We start from the raw sequence: 16,796 nt of genomic DNA, 5'->3' as shown, positions 1-16,796 counted from the left end.
TTTCATCACAGCTTAAAGTTACCATTTGTTTAGTCTGCTGTCAACTTAAAAATTAATTTATTTTTTCTAATTCTCTTGGTTCCTGATAAAGCTCTTTTAGATCACTGAGAACCTGTACTTTTCCTTTGCGGTCTGCGGTGCTCCAGGCTTTTCGTCAGTTCCATGACAGCCTTCATATAGCAGGCATGATCCTCTCTCAACCGGCCATACCTTCCGCAGCGTTCCGCGCAGACGGTACATCATATTTTTCAGTGCTCCGTACGGATTTTCACTCTCCTCATCCGTCCAGGGTGCTTCGGTTAACTGTTCCAGTGTTACGATATGGTTTTTGTTGCAGATCATATAAACCAGCAGCTTTGTGATCATCGGGGAATGAATCGCTTCCTCGTTGAGGCAGCGTGTTTCATCGTACATGCGGAATCTTCCAAGCAGCTGTACGCGAATCATAAAACATCGTCTCCTTCTAAGAACTCAAGCTCTTTTTCGGTCTGAATTGCCGGCAGTGCACTGTATTTCAGATTCTTTGCCCAGCCTTTTTTCTCCTCGGAGAAGCGCTCGCTGATTCTCTTGTAGACGAGTTCGCATCCTCTCTGGCTGCCGCCCTGCAGCAGAATCACATACTGGGACGGGCTGTATTTTGCAAAGAAATCGGAATGACGCAGGCTGCGTTTCATTACCTCAAGCAGCTTTTCGGACATACGGTCAAGGCGCGGACCGCCTTTTGCCGGGTAACCTTTTCCGTCTGTAATGGTGCACAGCATCAGCCACGGCATCTGTCCGTTCAGCTCGGACATACGGTAAACAAGTCGGTAGCAGTCACGGAATCCGGCGAGGGAACAGAAGAATGCTCCGCCCTTTTCTCCCGGGCTCTCCTGAAGATCTGCCTGTACCTCTTCGATCACGCGGTGTCTGCTGCCCATGCGGCTTCCCAGATAGCGGTACTGCTCCACCAGTTTCTCGCTCGGTGTAACGCCAAGCTCTTCAAAGTAATGTTTCGAGGTCTGCTCGTACAGTTTCATGGCCTCTTTGTATCTCTCCAGGCCGATCAGCGCCTGCATCTGGACTGCCTGCCACTCGTCGAACGGATACAGTTCGGAAGCAACAGAAGTCAGTTTCTGCAGCTCATCGAACTCCTCGTTTTTCAGAAGATACTCACTTACTTCTTTCAGTGCATCGGAATATACTTTTTTCAGCTGCGCGCGCTCCGCCTGTACCCACTCTTCCTCGCCGAAATCTGCAAGGAACTCTCCGGTGTACAGCTCCAGTGCTTCGATCATCTGATCCATGCGCGCTTTCTCGTCTGTCTCTTTTCCTGCTTCCAGGATCTTATTTTTGATATCAATCGCATCTACCTCGACCGGCATCGGGCTGGTCCAGTGGTAAACGCCTTTCTGTGTATAAATGTACTCAAACTGCGGAAGTCCTGCCTCGACAAGGCTTCTTTTCAGGCGATGTACGCCGACACGCAGGCTGTTTGCCGCGTCCGCCACATCTTCTCTTCCGTATGTGCTCTCCAACAGTCTTCCTCTGGAAATTCCATTGTCCTTGTTATAGAGGAAAATCTGCAGAAGTCTCATCGATTTTGTTGCCATTGTTTTCCGGAAGGAAATCGGCTGGTCGCCGTACTCCAGGAAAAAACTTCCCATCATGTGTACTTTTAAAAGCGGTAACTGTTCTGTTTGGTTTTTCATTTCTTCGTTCATACTAACTCCTGTATTGCCTGTTGTGCTCTAATCTCTGTTGTCGGTTGCGCTGCGCTCCGCAATCGGCTGCGGTAACGGGCCGGCGGTTCCCTGTTCGTTCATTTCAAAAACAATTACGGACGCCGGATTTCTGTTTTCTATTTTACATCATTTTAATCAAAAATCCTACTATAAAATGTATAAAATATTAACTTTAACACCGAAAAATTCCTGCTTTTTCTTCCTTTGTCTTGTTATCTTTTTGTCAATCCCATCTCATCCGTAAATTGCCCGCATGATTTTAGCCATCAGCCGCCCTGCAGGCGCCGAGATCACCAGTATTACAGCAAGAGATACCATGCCGCACCCGAGCAGTGCGCGGTTCACAAGTCCCCGTGCTGAGCAGAGTCCGAGGCAGAATCCCTTCTTCCAGGGCCAGAACAGCTTTTCCGGTTTCCGGTTGAAAAAATCGAGCACCAGATGGGACAGAAAGCCCACGGCAAAATAAGCGGACACATCCGGGTAGATGATGTCCACGCACGCCGTCAGCAATGCCAGCGCCGCAAATGAATGCATGAAGGAGCGGTGCGGCTGCTGTTTCCCATAGGCGCAGATCAGCAAAAATGCTGCCGTTCCGGCGAGGAGACGCAGCACGCTGCTGTCGCTTGTGAGGCGGCGGTAAATTCCAAGATTCAGTTTATACTCCGCAAGAATTGTGAGCACCGCAACTGCAACTGTTGCCGTAGTGATCTTATCGGCATCGCGGTGCGCCTGTGAAGTGCCGACATCAATGTCACTGATCAAACCGCCGATCGCGGCAGCCCCGGCACCGGCCACAAGCGCGGGAACCGTCTGCGGCTGTAAAACAGCAAGTGCCGCTGCTGTTCCAATAAAAAAATGTGTTCTTCCAAGCATTTGTCTGTTTTTTCCTTTTGTAAAATTTCCTTTATCATAGCACATTCCCTCCCTTTTATGCAACCATTTGTTCGATTCTTTTACGACCGTATGGTCCTATCAGGATCAAAAAAGAACCTCCTGCGACCATTCATCGCCGCAGGAGGTTCTCCTCTGTTTCTGTCTTTATTCCATACTATTTTCAGGTTATCTTATTTTACGTTTTTCCCTTCATTGTATGAATTTTCATTTGACATTTATTACTCATTTGAGTTATGTTCTTATGCTTCATATACCAGTTCACCGGCAAGATACGTCCGGCACACCGGAATGTCTTTGATCGTGCTCTCATCCACCTCAAACGGATTCTGACCCAGTACGACGAAGTCTGCCATCATGCCTTCTGCGATCTGGCCTTTCACGTTCTCCTCGAAACTTGCCTCGGCGCTGCGGATCGTGTAACTGTCGAGTGCTTCCTGTACGGTGAATTTCTGATCCGGCAGGTACGGGCCGACATGGTCGCGCAGCGTTGTTCTTGTGACAGCGCACTGCATGCAGGCGAGGGCATCCGGCAGCTCTACCGGGCAGTCAGTTCCGTTGCTGACGGAGACGCCGTTGTTCATCAGCGCCTTCCAGCTGTAGCTTGTGCTCGCAAGCTCTTTGCCGACGCGCTCCTCTACGATATGGTTATCGTAATCGAGGAAGATGCTCTGTGCGTAAACGTGAAGATGCATTTTCGCGATTTTTTCAAGCTGATCGGCTCTTGTGATCTGGCAGTGCACGATGCCGTGGCGGTGATCTTCTCTCGGGTTTTCAGCAAGGGCTTTTTCATAGGCACTTAACACGCGGTCGAGGCACGCATCACCGATCGTGTGAACTGCAGCCTGCATGCCGTGTGCATTGGCGTAGCCGATCATCTCATCCATGGTTTCCTGGGTGAATACCGGGATTCCGCAGGTGGACGGGTCGTCTGCGTATGGGCGACTGAGGAATGCTGTTCTCGCACCGAGTGCGCCGTCGCCGAGCATTTTCAGCGGTCCGATTTTAAAGCGGTCTGTGCCGATGCCGGTCACATTTCCAGCCTCAACGAAACCTTTTAAGGATTCCAGATCGGTAAAGTTGCTCTGCTCGTAAACGCGGACGGTCAGCTCGCCGGACTCCTCGAGTTCTTTGTATGCTTCGTTGACGGTCTGCCACGGAACGGCGCGGTAAACGCAGTAATCATCACTCTGGCTGCTGGTGACGCCGTAGCTGTTCAGGGCTTTGCAGGCGCTGCGGATCATATCTTTGATTTCCTCTTTGCTCGGCACCGGAATGCTGTCGTAAACCGGTTCCATTGCATTGTCGAAGAATCTTCCGTCCGGCTCACCGTTTTCCATACCGATCTCTCCGCCCTCCGGCTGCGGGGTATCTGCGGTGACGCCGAGGAGTTCCAGCGCTTTGCTGTTGACTACGAGGCAGTGGCCGCACGCTCTCGTCGCGCAGATCGGAACTTCGGTTGATACGCGGTCAAGATCGTAGCGGTTCGGCATGCGGTCCACGTCCGTGAAGTAATCCTGATTCCAGCCGCGGCCCATCAGCCATGCGCCGTCTTTTCGCGGATGCTCTTTCTGGAAGGTGTCGAGGCAGGCGAGCATATCTTCCAGGCTTTCGGTATGTGCGGCAAGCTGCGCTTTCAGCAGGGAGCTTCCGTAATTTAAAAGGTGCATATGGCTGTCGTTAAAACCGCTGCAGACGAATTTTCCGCCGAGGTCTACAACTTTGTCGCCGGCTGCTGCAAGGGCATCTGCCTCTGCGCTGCTTCCGGCGAAAACAAATTTGCCGTCTTCTACTGCAAACACTTCGACAAGCGGCAGTTTTCCAGTGTAGACAGCTCCGTTTTTGTAAATTGTTTTCATATCATTATCCTCCTACTGTCATCTAAATTTGATTCTATTCTTTTCTGCCCATTTGCGCAATATACAAATTCAGACACGCCATTCTCATGCGTGTCTGGATTCGCTTTTGAATATTTTTTATTTCGTTTTCTCTTCGTAGAACAGGCAGGCGTTCTTGTCTACCGTGCCCTGGCCGAAGTTTCTTGCTTTGTAGTCTTTCAGCAGTTTGAAATACTGGTTCGAGAGAATCAGGATCACTGCTACGTTGACGAAGGTCGGGATCGCAGATGTGATATCAACGACAGTCCAGATAAAGCCCTGGTTGTTTGTCTTTACCAGATAGATCGTCCACAGTACGCCCGGCAGAGCGCGGACTGCGTAGAAGATTTTCATGACGATATCTTTCATCTTGCCTTCTTTTTTATACAGATGCTCCAGAATTGCCAGATAGTAGGTGAACCATCCGCCGGAAGTCGTTACAGTAAAAATGACCATGATGACTGCCAGAAGGATGCTTCCAAATTTGCCGAATCCGCTTGCAAATGCACTTAAAGCAAGTGTTCCGCCGTTCGTTCCGTCGGTCCAGTTTCCGCTTAAGATAACGGAAAGTGCGGTGATCGTACAGATAACCATGGTATCAAAGAATACCTCGAAAGATCCCCACAGACCCTGCTCTACCGGATGCGGTGTTTTTGCGGAAGCATGGATCATTGGAGAAGTACCCCATCCAGCCTCATTGGAGTATACGGAACGCGCCATACCCACACGGATAATCTCGCTGACTGCGCAGCCGGCAAAACCGCCGATCGCTGCTGTTCCGGTAAATGCGTTTGTTACGATGGCTGCAAATACGCCAGGAACGCGGTTGATGTTGATGATGATCATGCCAATTCCCATCAAGATATAAAGAACGCTCATAAATGGAACGAGCTTGCTGAACAGACTTGCGATTTTCTTCGTACCGCCGCTTGTAACGACATAGGTCAGAATGCAGAGCAGAACGCCCATCACGATAACGCCTTCTACTTTGAAGCTTCCAAGATTGATATTCTCAATACCGAACGCACCGGCTACGACCTGAGATGCGGTCAGGTTGGAAGAGGTTACGAAGAAGGTGGAGAAAATACCGATGCCGAAGATGAGCGCTGGGATCAGCCACAGCTTGCCCCAGTGGCGCTCCTCGCCAAGTCCACACTCCATGTAGTAAGTCGGACCGCCGTAGTACTCACCTTTTTCGTTGGTGTGACGGTAGTAGCAGCCGAGGGTAACCTCAACCTGTTTTAATATCATACCAAGCAGAGACGAAAGCCACATCCACATAATGGCTCCCGGGCCACCTGCTGCAACTGCAGTTGCAACACCGGCGATATTACCGAATCCTACGGTACCGCCGATAGCGGTCGAAATCGCCTCAAACGAGGAAAGCATACCCTTTCCTTCACTTGCTTTGTCTTCTTTCTGGAACAGTTTTCCGCCGGTTCTCTTCATAATCCAGCCAAAGTGACGGAACTGGAAAAATCCAGAACGAACGGTAAAGTACAGACCGGTCAGAATCATCAGCGCGATCAGCGGCACGCCCCAAAGGACACCGTCCAGCCAGTTAAGAAATGCTATCATGTCAAAATCCTCCCTTTTTTCTTTTCCGGCAACAGTTTTCTTCAGACGTATCCTGTAACACCCGTTTCGTCTTTCGTTCTCCAACCAAACAGATTTCCACCCCCGGAACCTTTTGTCACGGTTCCAACTGCAGTACAATAAAAAGAGCAGCGGTCTTCACCACTGCTCCATTAAATCTACGTTCATGAAGCAATAGCTCCTCCACCAGTACGGTGAGAGTGCACAGCCTGTTCGACTGTACCCCAACGCAGACAGTTTTTCGGGAACTGCCCCGTTTCGGCGAATGCTCCTTTCCCTGCCCGTCCCAGACCCCGTTGTCTCAGGACAGGTACTCTTAGCCTTCGCGCCTCTATTGCCGAATATGTATATTGACAGGTATTATCATATGTTTCTTTTCGCCACTTGTCAATCGTTTTTTCGACATTATTTTACAAAAATTTTATATTTTCGAAATTTGTCCCGATTTATTTGAGATTCTCCCAGTCGATTTTTTCGTCCCGGTAAAAATACTCGCGGTCGTGTTCGCCGATTGTGACGCCTGGAACGATGGTGACTTCTGGCTCTTTGGCCAGATCTTCCACATTCGGGTTGTAAATGATTCCTTTTACCATTCATTCTCTGTCTGTCATACCGTCCTCCTGTCTGCTGTAGGATCTAAATAAGTATCCCTTCCAGATGATCCATCTCATGCTGGCAGATCTGGGCTGGCCAGCCGATGAATTTTTGGCGTTGTTTTTTCCAGTCCCAGTCGTAGTATTCGATTTCGATGTTCTGGTACCGCTTTGTTTTCCGCACGCCTGGCAGGGAGAGGCAACCTTCTTCTGTTTCGTAGGGGCCGCTTTTGCGGACGATCACCGGGTTGAACATGATGATGTCGCGGAATCCGGCGTTTACGATGATGATGCGTTTTTTCACGCCGATCATATTTGCCGCCATGCCGACGCATGCCTCGCGGTTTGCTGCCAGTGTGTCCTGCAGATCTCTTCCCACCTGCAGATCTTCCTCTGTCGCCGGGATGGATTTCTGTCCGAGGAAGAGAACGTCTCTCATAATTGGTTTTACCATTTGTGTTTCCTTTCTCTTTCGGCCTTAAAGGCCGAAATCGTTTAATTTTCTATTTGAATCTGCATATCGCACGATGTGCATCCGATTACGGTTTTTCCGCCTTTCTGTTCCAATCGTTCTACTGTTCCGCTGCAGAACGGACAGATCCAGTCAATCTGTTTTCCGGCTTTGACGGCCTGCATCATGTTGACGAATTTTGTCGTATCTACATTTTTCGAATTGCAATTCTGCGTCCAATCACCGGAGAGTACTTTTCGCAATTCGCCGTTTTCATTCAGAATAACGGTGTCGCCCTCCTCGATGTTCCAGTCATACAGCATCTGATCCTCCTGGCGGATGCGCGATTCTGTTCCGTTTTCATCTTTCAAAACAACAACTGCCATGACAGGCTCGTCGGCACCGCGCTCCTCACAACCGAAATCAAGGTCTTCCTCAATTCGCATTACCTGATATTTCATAAAAACGCCCTTTCTTCAAATATAATTCATGCTTTTTTGTATTCCACACGGTTTTTGCTGTTACAAAACTTTTTATTCCTGAATCGTAAAAATCACAACCCGCTCCCGGCTGTCCCCGCCCGGAAACAGATCCATACAGTCGATCTCATCGAGAAATTCCAGTTCCGGCACGGTCATCAGATACGAGATATAAGCATCCGACGGGTAATAGAAAAACAGCTGGATCTCCCGCGGATTTTCGTAGTACGATTCCAGCAGTCTTGCCATCGCTTTTCTTAAGATTTCAAGCGAAAACGGGTTAAAAAAATACACCCGGTCCACTTCCACAGGAACGGGAAAATTTTCGGCGCTCTCCAGCACAAACTCCGTCCGCGCACCAGAGGCCGCCGCCTTTTTGTTTTCCATTGCCTTCGCATAAATCCGGTCATCATACTCCACACCGATGGACTGGCACCGGGTCTGCGCCGATAAGAAGAAATCTACGCGGCCCTTTCCGCATCCGTAATCGAGCAGCGTATTTCCCTTTCGGATCATCCCTGTGTTTGCCATCCGCTCCAGCACGCAGTACGGGGTCGGCTCATACGGATACCGGTACAGATCCGACCGGCTGTCATCCCGCCCCATTGTGTGGATCTGCAGCAGCTTGTCCCAGCGGTTTTCGTTTTTATCCTCTCTCATCGCCCGTCTCCCGATACTGTTCGAATAATTCCAGATACTCCTGTTCCACCGCAGCAAACGGCCGCACCGTGTAGTCCAGCGTGATGTGAAGTTTCGGCGCATCCCCCGCCTGCGGTTCCTCCAGCAGATTTGTCAGATCGTACCACAGCAGATCATTGTCGATCTGTTTCATCATCCGCTGCTCCTCCGCCGTCAGATCACTGCCAAGATATTTCTCATAAATCACCGAAAGCAGATGGTCCTCGATCTCGCGGTACCGCGGCATCTCCTGCTTTAATGGCCGCGGCACGTCCGACATGTAACACTCGCTCGCGTCATGCAGAAGGCACGCCAGCACCAGCCGCCGGGAATAGCCGCGCGCGGCAGCCTCTTTCGCACAGCAGATGCAGTGCTCTCCCACTGACCAGAACGTCGTCACATGACCGTTTCCGCGGCAGATCATCGGCAGCGCATGCGCAAAATCCTCCACACAGAGCAGCCCCGGATCAGGATGTACGGGATCGAAATGTTTTCTTGTATACGTCGTTATCGTACTCATTCTTTAACCTCGCTGTACGGCTTTACTGCCGGCTGTCCCGCGTGCGGCTCGCCGATGATTTTTTCCATCCAGACCATATCGTACCAGCGGTCGAATTTGTAGCCGCAGTTGTGGAAGGTTCCCACGAGTTCGAATCCGAGATGCGCATGGAACTCGGCGCTGTTTTTCGTCAGATATTCATCCTCGACCTGCGGATAGCCGATGCAGGCGTAGAGGTTCAGAATGCCCATTTTTTTCAGACGATCGGCCAGTTCTTCATACAATCTCCGTCCCAGTCCGCCTTTCCGCGCATCGTGGTCGAGATAAATCGTCAGCTCGCTCGACCAATCGTATGCGGCGCGGCCAACGAACGGATGGGCATATGCGTAACCCTCGATTTTTCCATCTCTTTCGATCACGAGATACGGGTATTTCTTCATGATATCCCGCATACGGTTTTCGAATTCTTCCAGCGACGGCACATCCCACTCGAAAGAAATCACGGTGTGCTCTACGTAATACGCATAAATCTCCAGAATCCGTGCAGCATCCTCTATTTTTGCATCTCTGACAGTAATTGTACTCATAATAAACTCCTCCTCTGACCGTACTGCTTGCGTTTTCTGAACTTTATCTTATCACTCCGCTGAAAAATGGACAACATGATTTCCAGATTTCCTTTTTTTCTAAATTTTTCTGTGCTCTTTGCTTTCTTTCCTGTATAATAAAAGAAACAAGACGGATCACTATTTTTCTTCTTAATGAAAGAAAGGAACGTGCCTATGAAAATTTTAAATCTCGAAAACGAAAACCGGAAATTCACCAAATCCATCGAAAATTTCCACGTCATGGAATATCTCCAGGATTCCAGCGTCTCGCCGATGACTGCCATGGAGGAGTATTACATGAGCAAAATGAATGTGCGCCGCCGCCAGGTTGTCATTGAACTGGACAAGGAGCACTCCGCGATTATCCAGTCCGGTGCGATGCAGTGGATGGGCGGCCATGTACAGGCGACCGCCGGAATCAAAGGGATCGGCGACCTGTTCGGAAAGGCCATCAAAGGCGCCATGACAAAGGAATCTGCCGTAAAACCGGAGTACGTTGGCGACGGATATCTCGTGCTGGAACCGACCTACAAATACATCATTCTTGTGGATGTCGAGAAATGGGGCTCCTCCGGAATGACGATTGAGGACGGCATATTCCTCGCCTGCGACGGCAGAGTCAAAAACAAACTGACCGCCCGCAAGAGTATTTCCTCCGCTGTCCTCGGCGGTGAAGGCTTCTTCAATCTGAGCCTCGTCGGCAGAGGCGCCGTTGCCCTCGAAAGCAACGTACCTGAGGGCGAGCTGATCGAAGTCGAACTCGAAAACGACGAACTGAAAATCGATGGAAACCTCGCCGTCTGCTGGTCCTCCAACCTTGATTTCACCGTAGAGCGCTCCACCAAAACCCTCGTCGGCTCCGCCGTCAGCGGCGAAGGCCTCGTCAACGTCTACCGCGGAACCGGCCGCGTCCTCATGAGCCCGGTCGCCCCGACAGATTCCCTGCTGACTGCAACCAACACGACCCAGGCGAACCCCGCTGCGAAGAACAACCTTCCGCCGGAAAATTAAATTCGAATCCTCTCCGCCCCTATGCCTAATACGCATAGAAAAAAGTCAAATTAAACCTCGTTTTTGATTGACACTTTCTTCAAAACATGTTAGCGTAAAATACGCATTTATCTTTACATTCTTAAGAAAAACCATACGATAAAATACATGTTCTGGAGAAAATGATGAATAGAATAAACTGGACTGAACTGAAACCGCAGATTCAGCAGGTCGGGCGATTAAGTCTGCCTGCGATTCTTACACAGATTACTACGATTGCGATGCAATACATTGATTCCGCGATGGTCGGCGCGCTTGGGGCGAATGCTTCGGCGGCGATCGGACTGGTTTCGTCGACGACGTGGCTCCTCAGCGGTACGATTTATGCGGTTTCAGCCGGTTTTTCTGTTCAGGTAGCGCATCAGATCGGGGGAAATCATGACAAGAAGGCAAGGGATGTTGTGCGGCATGGCATCGCGTCCGCGCTTGTTGTGTCGGCTGTTTTGTGCCTGATCGGGCTTCTGATCAGTCATCCGCTGCCGGGGTGGCTCGGCGGTGCGCAGGAGATCCGACAGAATGCCACGCTCTATTTTATGATGTTTGCCATCATGCTTCCGTTTTCCCAGCTCAACTCGCTGATGTCGTCCTTCCTGCAGTGCAGCGGTGATATGGTGACACCCAGTATTTTAAATGCCGTTATGTGCGTGCTCGATGTCATTTTCAATGCTCTTTTGATTCCGGTTTTCGGTGTCATGGGTGCCGGTATGGGAACGATGCTGGCCTGCGCCGTCATCAGCCTCACGGGTGCCTGGTTCTGTTGTGTCCGCAATCCGCGGCTGCGTCTCCGCCGGAAGGAAAAAACGGTTTTCGATGCGAAAATTCTGAAAACTGCATTCAAAATCGGTGTGCCGGTTGCCGTACAGGAAATCGCGATGAACAGCGCCATGGTTGCTGCCACCATGCTGATTGCCCCGCTCGGCTCCATTGCGATTGCGGCCAATTCGTTCGCCGTCACCGCCGAAGGCCTCTGCTACATGCCAGGCTACGGCATCGGTTCCGCCGCGACAACGCTCGTCGGCAGAAGCTACGGCGCCGGAAATTACAAGCTGGCGAAACGCTACGGAAATATCTGTATTGCCATGGGCGCAGTCCTGATGGCCATCACCGGAGGTCTGATGATGATCTTCTGTCCGTTCGTCTTTAGCATTCTGACTCCTGACCCGCAGGTTCGCTCGTTTGCCGCCGAGGTACTCCGCATCGAACTGCTCGCCGAGCCGTTTTTCGGCGCTTCCATCGTTGCCGCCGGAGCCCTCCGCGGAACAGGCGATACGTTTGTGCCAAGCCTTCTGAACCTTGGCAGCATCTGGGTCATCCGCCTCGGTCTCGCGGTACTTCTCATCACCCCGCTCGGCCTGCGCGGCATGTGGATCGCCATGGCTATCGAGCTCTGCATCCGCGGACTGCTGCTGCTTTACCGCCAGCATACATCGAAATATTATAAAATATCATAAACGCCATACAAAAAAGAGGTGATCTGCCGGCACAGAGCAGATCATCTCTTTTTTTGCATCCTGCTTATTTTTTGTTTTTCATTCCAAAGTTTTTCTGTTCATCCTCGCGGAACAGACGGTTTTTATCCTTATAAGACTGAAACGCATGTTTTGTCGCCTTCCACATGGTCCGGAACGAGAGCCCCTGTTCTTTATCATATTTCGATGGCAGTAAAAGATAGCAGAGAAGGGAAATCAGTACGCCGATGCCGGTATCCAGAATCCGGGCAAGCGTATAGAAAACAACTCGTTCCTCACCAACTGTGTAAAGTACCACAAAGTAGACCACGATTCCCGGCTGGATCGCAGAGTCCGCCTGCAGTGCCAGATTGCACCACAATACCAGGCAGAGCCCTGCCGCCAGCCACAGAAAAGCCGGAATTCCAAACGGCTGTTTCTGATACAGCATGTAGAATGGAATGACCAGGATTCCTCCCACAAACGTTCCGATCAGGCGATTGATTCCATTGTGGAATCCCTCTTCAAACCGGCTCCCAACCCCGTACACTGCGCCGATCAGCGCAAAGCAGGGGTTGCGGCCGCCAGGAATCAGATATTCATAAATCAGGGAAGTCAGCAGAACAACCACCGCTGTCCGCCACATGCGTTCCGTCAGACGGGGTGATTTGAAATCCTTCAGCGGCGTGAGCTGCCACTTATTTTTCACCTCCGCCCGGTCCAGCATTTCCTGTGGTCCCATAGGCTGCTCCTGTCAAAAACTCTTATTATTTGATAAACTTCACTTCCGGATAAATTGCCTGTTTTGCAGCCTCTTTGCGCTCGTTGAAAACAACTTTGTTCTCTTCAAACAGGTTGCGTCCTTCTGCATCAATAGAAACGATCAGCGGACCGAACTCTTTTACTTTATTGCACCATAACGTCTCCGGCATTCCCAGTTCATCCCAGTGATGCTCTGCAATTCTTTCCACCTCAGTCGCGGCAACAACCGCGCAGCCTGCCGGGAAGACACAGTGAATGGCACCGAATTCTTTACATGCACGCTCGGTATTCGGACCCATGCCGCCTTTTCCGACAATGACACGTACGCCGGTCAGTTTTGTAAATTCATACTCGAATTTCTCCATACGCATGGAAGTAGTCGGTCCGACAGAAACCATCTCGTAATCATCTTCTGTTCCCTCAATTTTCCGTACGATCGGGCCGGCATGGAAAATTGCCTTGTCTTTGATATTATATGGAAGCTCTCTTCCGTACTCAACGAGTCTGCGGTGTGCAACGTCACGGCAGGTCATGAGATCGCCGTCCAGCCAAACAATATCTCCGATGTGGATATCTTTCAGGTCTTCTGCGCTTACCGGTGTAATCAGAACTTTTTTATCTCCTCTAATTTCGATCATAATTCGTACCTCCGTTTATGCATTAAATTTCCAGGTGGAATGTGTATCACAAGTTACTGTCAGATCAGGATTTACCACGATATGGCCGCGGCGGTGGGACCAGCATCCCACATTTACGGCAACGCCGATCGTGGATGGATGGCGGGCGGTGTTTTCAATGTTTACACCCATAACGGAATATTTTCCGCCCATTCCCTGCGGTCCAAGGCCGATGGCATTGATGCCGTCTTCCAGCAGACGCTCCATTTTTGCTGCATTTGCATTTTCATTGTGGGAACCGATCGGGCGCATCAGCGCTTTCTTTGAATTTAATGCTGCGGTTTCGATGGATGTTCCAACTCCAACGCCGACAAGAAGCGGAGGACACGCATTTAAGCCGTAGCTTGTCATCTGATCCAGTACGAAATCGGTGATTCCTTCATATCCTGCACCTGGCATCAGAACCATCGCTTTTCCAGGAAGCGTACATCCGCCGCCTGCCATGTAAGCGTAGATTTCGCATTTGTCACTGTTCGGAACGATATCCCACCATACGGTCGGGGTTCCTTTTCCTACGTTTTTCTTGGTATTGTACTCATCAAAAGTCTCTACCGAGTTGTGGCGGAGCGGTGCTGCAAAGGTAGCCTGTACAACAGCCTCTTTCAGCAGGCCTTCCAGTTCATTGATGTACGGAAAATTCGTTCCGCATTTCAGCCAGAACTGAAGCACGCCGGTGTCCTGGCAGCTCGGACGGTTTAATTCCACCGCCAGTTTCTGGTTTTTGGTCATCGTCTCATACAGTGCTTTCGGAAGCGCTGCTGTTTCCTGGGAGCCCAGCTCCTCCAGCTTTGCAACTACATCGTCCGGCAGCTTTTTGCCGATGTGGGCAACAAAATCAGCTACCATGTCTGTTAAAACTTTTACTCCATTTTCGTTTGTCATAATATACCTCCTATGAATGATTTTCATGAGTGAACTTTGTGGTGCGGGGCAGGAATTTTCTGCCCCTTGTGGTGTGTGATACCTGTTTATGCGAAGGAATGCTTATCATGGATAAAAAGGAAACAGGATGGGCAGCAGTATCATGCAGATTGCAAAGGATACGAGGATCAGAGGCAGGCCGGATTTTACATAATCCTTGAATTTATAGCCTCCGAGTCCGACTACCATCGTGTTTGCAGGCATACCAATTGGTGTTGCATACGCGCAGGAACCGGCGATAACAGTTGCAATCACAACGGACCGCGGGTCTGCTCCAAGGCTGTTTGCAAGAGAAACAGCGATCGGAATCATAAGTGCCGTAGTGGCTGTATTTGACATAAAGTTGGTCAGTACACAGGTTACCAGGAAAATTACCAGGAGAAGCAGAATCGGATTTGGATTGGATCCGAGCAGACCGACGATTTTATCGGCGATCATACTTCCTGCCCCTGTGACATCCAGTGCTTTTGCCAGGGAAAGAGAGCCTCCAAAGAGGAGAACTACTTTTAAGTCAATGGAATTCAACGCTTCTTTTTCTGTCAGAACCCCGGTCAGCACCAAAAAGAGTGCGCCAAGACAGGCGGAAAGCTGAATGCTGATTCCAATTAATTCTTCGAAAATCATAGCGAAAATTACAACGATCAGAACAACAAGTGAAATGATCTGTTTCCATTTCGGAACATTGCTGAAATCTTTCTGCTCTTCCAGGTTCTGGGCTGCTTCGTTCTGATTCTGCGTAAGAAGTTTATATCCAAAACAGACGAAGTAGAGGATTCCTATCAGCAGCATCGGAATTCCGATTGGCGCGTACATGAAAAAGCTGGTTTTGATTCCCATCTCCTGCAGTGCATTGACGCCCATCAAATTTCCCGGCGCTCCGATGATAGAGAGGTTTCCGCCGAGGGCTGCCGCGAATACAAGCGGCATCAGCAGGTGGCTTCTGGAATAACCGGACTCATCTGCGATTCCACAGACAACCGGGATCAGTACGGCAGCGGTTCCGGTGTTGGATAAGAATCCGGACATCACGCCGGCAATTACCATAATGGCGATGATCAGTGTTTTTTCGGTTTTGGCAAAGCGGGTTACAAGTCCTCCGATTTTGTTTGCCATTCCCGTCTCGAAAAGTGCCTGGCCGACAACAAACATGCCGATGCAGAGGATAACGTTGCTGTTTACGTATTGAGAGAAAGTCGTTGATACATCCAGAATTCCGGTGAGAGTCAATCCAAGCGCACAGATCGAAGCTGTCAGACCCAGCGGAATTTTCTCCAGAATGAAGCTGACAATCGCAAATACCAGAAACAGCAATGTGATTGTGGTTTGAGACATTCCCAAATCTCCTTTCGTTTTTTCAGTTTTCTTTTTCTTGAAAAGCATCGGCCGAACACGTTTCTTTTGTTACTTGTATTATACGGCGTGTACTGGTTAAAAAACAAATTGGTGGAATACATGACCCCATAAAAAATTTTTATATTCGCAAAACAGGGGCTCTTTTTTTGTGCATTTTTACCTGGTTTTGCGGGAAACCGAAAAAAAATATAGAAACATTTACGTCTCTATGGTATCTTAATGGTAATATAACGTTGTCTCAACGAACATTTGGAGGGGAAAAATGACTTTAAATCAGCTTCGTTACTTCTGTATGGCAAGCCGGTGCCACAGTATTACAAAAGCAGCCGAGGAATTGTACGTGACGCAGCCGACCGTATCGGTTGCTATCCGTGATCTTGAAATTGAATTCGGCGTCAGTCTCTTTTCCAGAAAGGGAAATCAGTTAATTCTGACGCGTGAAGGGGAGGAATTTTATCAGAAAGCAAATTATATTCTCCAGTACTGCAATGAGCTGCAGGCGGATTATTCCAATCTCTCCCGTGTGCGCCCGCCGATCCGCATTGGTATTCCGCCGATGCTGAGCACCGTCTTTTTTCCCGAGCTTCTTCTCGCTTTTTCAGAAGAGCATCCCGAAATTGCGGTATCTCTTGAGGAGTATGGTTCGGTCCGTGCCTGTAATCTGGTGCAGGATGACACACTGGATCTGGCGCTTGTCAATATGGAACAGTATAATATTGATAAATTTCACCATGCCGTTCTTGCGGATGACCAGGTCGTATTTTGTGTAGCAAAAAACCACCCCCTGGCAGGCAGAGAAGTGGTTTCCATTCAGGATATGGCAAAACAGCCCTTAATTTTCTTTAATGCTGACTCGGTGCAGAATCAGCTCCTGAAGCTGCGGTTCGAACTTGAGGGGTATACACCGAATATCATCATGCGGAGCAGCCAGATTTACACGACACTGCAGTTTTTAAAGACGGGCCGCTATGCCTGTTTTCTGTATTCCAGCATGACTGATAAATTTCCGGAAATCATCGGCATTCCGATGCAGACACCAATTCGAGTGAAAATCGGCATGATATGGAAGAAAAGCAGATACATCAGCAGCGATATGCAGACGCTGATCTCTTTTACAAAAAAGTATTATCAGATGCATTCGTTGATTCCATCGGACAAAAAAACGAACGGGGATTGAATATATCCCCGC

Annotated in this window: 18 protein-coding genes and 1 riboswitch; of the genes, 3 read left to right on the top strand and 15 right to left on the bottom strand. The window is 49.6% G+C overall.

The window, feature by feature from the left end; translation table 11 throughout:
* Window positions 1-96: 96 nt before the first annotated feature.
* The 11 genes from DWW13_RS04485 to DWW13_RS04440 form a co-directional block, all read right to left on the bottom strand.
* Window positions 97-447 carry a hypothetical protein gene (locus DWW13_RS04485; RefSeq protein ID WP_118595640.1) on the bottom strand — a complete coding sequence of 117 codons (351 nt, stop codon included), beginning with the start codon at window positions 445-447 and terminating at the stop codon, window positions 97-99.
* Window positions 444-1,703, bottom strand: a complete 1,260-nt coding sequence (locus tag DWW13_RS04480) for an AfsR/SARP family transcriptional regulator (protein WP_055266837.1) — start codon at window positions 1,701-1,703, stop codon at window positions 444-446. Before DWW13_RS04480 ends, DWW13_RS04485 begins: the two co-directional genes overlap by 4 nt.
* Before the next feature lie 255 nt (window positions 1,704-1,958).
* Window positions 1,959-2,597, bottom strand: coding sequence for a metal-dependent hydrolase (locus DWW13_RS04475; RefSeq protein WP_158579571.1), 639 nt, complete (start codon window positions 2,595-2,597; stop codon window positions 1,959-1,961).
* A gap of 260 nt (window positions 2,598-2,857) precedes the next feature.
* Window positions 2,858-4,474, bottom strand: coding sequence for an amidohydrolase (locus DWW13_RS04470; RefSeq protein WP_118719412.1), 1,617 nt, complete (start codon window positions 4,472-4,474; stop codon window positions 2,858-2,860).
* Between the two features lie 117 nt (window positions 4,475-4,591).
* Window positions 4,592-6,070 (bottom strand): alanine/glycine:cation symporter family protein, encoded by a 1,479-nt coding sequence (locus DWW13_RS04465; protein WP_117510525.1) that lies wholly within the window; start codon window positions 6,068-6,070, stop codon window positions 4,592-4,594.
* 185 nt (window positions 6,071-6,255) lie between these two features.
* A riboswitch (Lysine riboswitch) is annotated at window positions 6,256-6,430 on the bottom strand.
* Between the two features lie 104 nt (window positions 6,431-6,534).
* Entirely contained in the window at window positions 6,535-6,681 is a 147-nt protein-coding gene (locus DWW13_RS18785) for a hypothetical protein (protein WP_156327518.1), read from the bottom strand.
* A 43-nt stretch (window positions 6,682-6,724) separates the two neighbouring features.
* A complete protein-coding gene (locus DWW13_RS04460) occupies window positions 6,725-7,135 on the bottom strand; it encodes a peptide deformylase (protein ID WP_117761371.1) in 411 nt (136 codons plus the stop codon).
* A 41-nt stretch (window positions 7,136-7,176) separates the two neighbouring features.
* A complete protein-coding gene (locus DWW13_RS18955) occupies window positions 7,177-7,593 on the bottom strand; it encodes a hypothetical protein (protein WP_173815367.1) in 417 nt (138 codons plus the stop codon).
* 72 nt (window positions 7,594-7,665) lie between these two features.
* Window positions 7,666-8,271, bottom strand: coding sequence for a class I SAM-dependent methyltransferase (locus tag DWW13_RS04450; RefSeq protein WP_022461823.1), 606 nt, complete (start codon window positions 8,269-8,271; stop codon window positions 7,666-7,668).
* Entirely contained in the window at window positions 8,258-8,809 is a 552-nt protein-coding gene (locus DWW13_RS04445; protein ID WP_022461824.1) for a hypothetical protein, read from the bottom strand. The genes DWW13_RS04450 and DWW13_RS04445 overlap by 14 nt, the downstream gene beginning before the upstream one ends.
* Window positions 8,806-9,375: a GNAT family N-acetyltransferase gene (locus DWW13_RS04440; protein WP_055225861.1), complete on the bottom strand. Its 570-nt coding sequence runs from the start codon at window positions 9,373-9,375 to the stop codon at window positions 8,806-8,808. The genes DWW13_RS04445 and DWW13_RS04440 overlap by 4 nt, the downstream gene beginning before the upstream one ends.
* A 195-nt stretch (window positions 9,376-9,570) precedes the next feature.
* Here DWW13_RS04440 and DWW13_RS04435 point away from each other — a divergent pair, with 195 nt between their 5' ends.
* Both DWW13_RS04435 and DWW13_RS04430 read left to right on the top strand, forming a co-directional pair.
* Entirely contained in the window at window positions 9,571-10,407 is an 837-nt protein-coding gene (locus tag DWW13_RS04435; protein WP_117761372.1) for an AIM24 family protein, read from the top strand.
* 161 nt (window positions 10,408-10,568) lie between these two features.
* A complete protein-coding gene (locus DWW13_RS04430) occupies window positions 10,569-11,897 on the top strand; it encodes an MATE family efflux transporter (protein WP_117761373.1) in 1,329 nt (442 codons plus the stop codon).
* Between the two features lie 64 nt (window positions 11,898-11,961).
* Here the strand turns inward: DWW13_RS04430 and DWW13_RS04425 are convergent, their stop codons facing one another.
* From DWW13_RS04425 to DWW13_RS04410, 4 genes are all read right to left on the bottom strand, one after another.
* On the bottom strand, window positions 11,962-12,636 hold the full coding sequence (locus DWW13_RS04425) for an FUSC family protein (RefSeq protein ID WP_022461591.1): 675 nt from the start codon (window positions 12,634-12,636) through the stop codon (window positions 11,962-11,964).
* A gap of 25 nt (window positions 12,637-12,661) precedes the next feature.
* A complete protein-coding gene (gene ttdB, locus DWW13_RS04420) occupies window positions 12,662-13,294 on the bottom strand; it encodes a L(+)-tartrate dehydratase subunit beta (RefSeq protein ID WP_022461435.1) in 633 nt (210 codons plus the stop codon).
* Between the two features lie 15 nt (window positions 13,295-13,309).
* A complete protein-coding gene (gene ttdA, locus DWW13_RS04415; RefSeq protein ID WP_022461434.1) occupies window positions 13,310-14,215 on the bottom strand; it encodes a L(+)-tartrate dehydratase subunit alpha in 906 nt (301 codons plus the stop codon).
* A 105-nt stretch (window positions 14,216-14,320) separates the two neighbouring features.
* Complete coding sequence (locus tag DWW13_RS04410) at window positions 14,321-15,586, bottom strand: SLC13 family permease (RefSeq protein ID WP_117761398.1); 1,266 nt, start codon at window positions 15,584-15,586, stop codon at window positions 14,321-14,323.
* Window positions 15,587-15,869: 283 nt separating this feature from the next.
* Between DWW13_RS04410 and DWW13_RS04405 the strand changes: the two genes are divergently transcribed.
* Complete coding sequence (locus tag DWW13_RS04405; RefSeq protein WP_117761374.1) at window positions 15,870-16,784, top strand: LysR family transcriptional regulator; 915 nt, start codon at window positions 15,870-15,872, stop codon at window positions 16,782-16,784.
* The last annotated feature ends 12 nt before the right edge of the window (window positions 16,785-16,796 follow it).

The organism is Blautia sp. AF14-40, from assembly GCF_003479665.1.
In the GTDB taxonomy this organism is placed as follows: Bacteria; Bacillota; Clostridia; order Lachnospirales; family Lachnospiraceae; genus Fusicatenibacter; species Fusicatenibacter saccharivorans.
This window is presented reverse-complemented; position numbering and strand designations above follow the sequence as displayed.